Source organism: Desulfobaculum sp. (assembly GCF_054921475.1).
This window is the reverse complement of the sequence record NZ_JBUDSW010000291.1, coordinates 1-4,136: the sequence shown is the minus strand read 5'-3', so window position 1 is coordinate 4,136 and position 4,136 is coordinate 1. Positions and strand designations below refer to the sequence as shown.

Genomic DNA, 4,136 nt, shown 5'->3' with positions numbered 1-4,136 from the left:
GGCACCGTGGAATTCCGCACCGGCTACTCCCAAATGCGAACCGAACGCGACGCGGACAACAATATCCACACCACTTGGACAAAAGAGAACAACTCCTCCACACAGTGGGGTGACAACAACAATTACGCCAAGGAAGGCGGCTTCGGTAGCGCATACAACGAGCAGCGCACCCTATCCTCCATGCTGGACTTCAGCTCCCGGGAAATGGCCCTCGGCTCCACCACTCATGTGCTGAACATGGGCCTCGCCCATGAGAACGTCTTCGGCAAGTACGACCAGAAAGACGACCGCATCGCCTACTATTTTCCCAACCTGCAATCTGGAGTCATCGACAACGGCAGCGGCGGCATCATCGCTGACGAACAGTACACCAGATTCAAAAGCGTAAAGGGGGCAACCTCCCGCTCCGCCTCCATGAACCTTCTTGGTGCCTACGTTGAAGACGAAATGAGCATCGGCGACCTCACCCTGCGCCCGGGGGTCCGCCTCTCCTATGACGATTTCCTGGAGAACACGAACCTCGAACCCCGATTCAAGGCCACTTACGACATCTTCGGTGACGGCGACTATATGATCATCGGTGGAGCCAACCGCTACTACGGCGCCCCCCTTCTCACCTACGCCCTGCGCTCTGATGAACCGATGTACACCTACAGCCGTACCAACTCAGGTGGAGTACTGAGCGATTGGAAAAACCCTAAGTCCAAAAACAACAACAGCTACGACATCACCGGGCTGGACACACCCTACTCTGATGAACTGATGCTGGGCGGCACGGCCAACCTCTGGGGCGGCACCTTGTCCCTGGAGTACGTCCAGCGTGAAGGGCACGACCAGTTCGCCTCGCACCGCGACGGTAAGTTCGGCAAAGAGTACATCATGACCAACGATGGTGAAACGGAATACACCGGGTACACCATCAGCTATGAGAAGATGGTCAAGAACCATTACTTCAGCATTGGCGCCACGTACTCTGAAAACGAAACCAACTTCAACGACTTCCTTGACCCGTCCAACAACGACTTCTTGACCGGATGCGACTTTGACAAAGTCTACTACGACGGGGAACTCATCAACCGTGATGAATTGCCTGCCTCCAACTTCAACCGTCCGTGGGTGCTGACCTTTATCTACAGCGGCCGTTTCTACGACAAGCTGACCTTTACCAACACCACCCGCTACGTCACGGGCATGCGCGCCATCTCCAAAGACGGCACCTACACCGATGACGACGGCATCAGGTACTACAAGTACGACGACAAAAACATCTCCGATGCCATGACCTTCGACTGGCAGATCGACTACGAGGCGTGGAAGTACAAGAACCAGCTGCTGACGCTGAACCTCACCGTGACCAACGTCTTTGACGCCACGTCCATCGTGGACAGCGACGGCAACCGTCTGACCGGTCGGCAGTTCTGGGCCGGTATGACCTACGAGTTCTAAGATGCACAGCGGACCAGTCATATCCTGCCGCGACCTGCGGCACAGCTACGGGGAGAAGACCGTTCTGGACGGGCTGACCTTCGACGTGGAGCCGGGGAGCATCTTCGGGCTGTTGGGCAAGAACGGCGCGGGAAAGACCACCACCATCAATATCCTGATGGGATTCCTGCGGCCGCTGTCCGGTCAGTGCCGCGTGCTCGGCGAACCAAGCAACGACATTGCCCCGGCCACCCGGCGCGATATCGGCCTGCTGCACGAGCGGTTCATCCAGTACGACTTCATGTCCATTGAGGAGATAGAGCGCTTTCACGCCGCCTTCTACCCCAAGTGGGAGCGGGACGTGTTCTACGACCTTGTCGGACGGCTGGATGTTCCGGTGACGCGGCGCATCTCGCGCATGTCCTGCGGGCAGCGATCGCAGGTGGTGCTGGGCCTCATCATGGCCCAAACCCCGCGCCTAATGCTGCTGGACGACTACTCCATGGGGCTGGACGTCGGCTACCGGCGGCTGTTCCTTGAGTTCCTTCAGGAATACGTGGCCGAGCGCGGCACCACCGTGCTTGTGACCTCCCACGTGGTGCAGGACCTCGACAAGCTCATTGACCGGATGGTCATCATCCAAAGCGGCAAAACTCTTGTTACCGGGCGCAAGGAGGACTTCTTGGCCTCCTTCCACGGCTACAGACTGCCGCGTACGGAAGTCACGGACCGCCTGCGCCCCACAGGGCACATTGCCAATGTGGAGCACAGCGCCGCGACGACCAGCATCTACGGCTATCTGGCCTATGACGAGATGCGCGCCGCCCTTGCCTCGGCAGGTGTGGCCGTGGATGACCTGACGGAAACACCCATGGACTTCGAAGACGCCTTCATCGGCATCACCGGAAAATACTAAGTACGACGCGGGGGCGCGGCATGCGCCCCCGCCTTTTGGAGAACGCATGCATTCTGCATTGGCATACAAGGAGTGGCTGAAGCTCCGTCGCGTGTTCTGGGTGCCGCTGGCTGTTGCCGGTCTCGCCCTTGGGTACACGCTGGTCAGCTTTCGCCACGTCGCGGAAGTCATTGGCCCGGTCATGCTGTGGCTGGACGCCGTCTTCTACGAGAAAGTGTTTTACAACCACGTGCAGTTGGTCACGGCCTTCTCGGGCATCTGGTTTGCGCTGTTTCAGTTTGTGCCGGAGTGTTCGGGCAAGCGCCTGCGCCTGCTCTTTCATCTGCCCGTGCCGCACCGCAAGGCAATCTATTCCATCGTCGCCATCGGCCTTGGGGCGACCCTTGGCGTGGCGGCACTCACCTTGGCGGGTGTGGCGGCCATTGTGGCGGCATATATGCCCGCAGAGGCCGTGACAAACGCCATGACAACCACCGCACCGTGGCTTCTGGCGGGCATTCCCGCATATATGGGCACGGCGCTTGTCATCATGGAACCGCGCCCCGCGCGAAAGCTGTTCCTCAGCGCCATTTTTGTCCTGTTTCTGCTGCCGCTCTTTGATAACCCCGTCCCGGCGGCCTATGGTCCCATTCTGCCCGGCTACGCGGTGCTGTGCCTGCTGTGGCTTCTGCCGCTGGACCTTCTGGCCCACCGCTTCAAAAGGGGGACAACATGGTAGCCCTCGCCCGCGCCTGCGCGCTTGCCATCATCATCTTTGTGCTTGCCAGCACCCTGCCCATTGTGGCGCACAAGGCCACCAGCACCCGCTCCGGCACGCCCGTGGTCTTTTACAGCTCCGTACTTGAACGCTTTGTTATGCAAAAAAGCACGGACAGCGGCCTTGAGCGCTTCGACGAGAACGGCGCGCCCCTCGACTACGTCGCCTACTGCCGCGCCCTGCCCTTCATGTTCCACGGCAACCTTGCCAAGTGGGGGCAGTGGGACGGCATGGTCAAAGGCCAGCCCTTCACCGCAGAGCAGATTGCCCGGCGCATGCAGTTCATCCGTCTGTCCCCGCGCGACATCAACACCCCAGAGCCGCCCCTTGGCCTGCTTATGGAGTCCTCCCCGCGCGGCACCAATCTGGAGTATCCGCCGGATATGTTCCGCCTTGGCGACAGGCTGGAGTTTCTGGACTGCAAAACCAACCGCGTGAATACCGACAAGTCCCAGCGGTTCACCGCCGCCCTCACGGACGCGGGCTTCACCTTCCCCGGCACCTTGGCGGCCATGAATCCCACCAACCAAAAGCCCTTTGACTGGGGCGCGTTTCTGCTGGACGACACCGGCCAGCTGTTCCACCTGCTGATGGTCAAGGGCGAGCCGGTCTGCCGCAATACAGGCCAGCGCTTTGACCAGCCGGTGCGCAAAATCATCGTCGCCGAGGCAGAACGCCGCGAGTTCTACGCCCTTGTGGTCACAGAGACGGACATCCACGCCATCGCCTGCGACGGCTACCGCCGTATTACACTGCCCCTCAAGGGATTCTCGCCAGATACCGACTCCGTGCGCATCCTCGCGACGCCGCTGAACATCATGGTGCAGCAGCAGACGCCTACCACGCTGCGCAGCGTTGCCCTTGATACCACGTGGTCCGAGGTCCACAGCCTCTCTAATGATATATACAACCCCACCAAGGAGCGCCGCGCCGAGCTTGTCGCCTTTTTCCTGCCTTTTAAAATCACCACGTCCAGTTCGCTGAGCCGCTTTGCTGGCATTGCGCCGGCTGATGTGTTCGCCCACCCCCTGTGGTCCG

3 protein-coding genes and 1 pseudogene are annotated in these 4,136 nt (G+C 60.0%); all 4 read left to right on the top strand.

Annotated features, from left to right (window positions below; translation table 11 throughout):
- Window positions 1–1,446 (top strand): annotated as a pseudogene (locus ACY69P_RS14780) (hypothetical protein); the annotation flags it as partial.
- A 1-nt stretch (window position 1,447) separates the two neighbouring features.
- The gene (locus ACY69P_RS14775) at window positions 1,448–2,341 is read left to right on the top strand and encodes an ABC transporter ATP-binding protein (RefSeq protein ID WP_462328025.1); all 894 of its coding nucleotides are present in this window, start codon (window positions 1,448–1,450) and stop codon (window positions 2,339–2,341) included.
- A 46-nt stretch (window positions 2,342–2,387) separates the two neighbouring features.
- Window positions 2,388–3,059, top strand: coding sequence for a hypothetical protein (locus ACY69P_RS14770; RefSeq protein ID WP_462328024.1), 672 nt, complete (start codon window positions 2,388–2,390; stop codon window positions 3,057–3,059).
- On the top strand, window positions 3,053–4,136 hold a 1,084-nt coding region (locus ACY69P_RS14765; RefSeq protein ID WP_462328023.1), incomplete at its 3' end, for a DUF4857 domain-containing protein. The genes ACY69P_RS14770 and ACY69P_RS14765, both read left to right, overlap by 7 nt.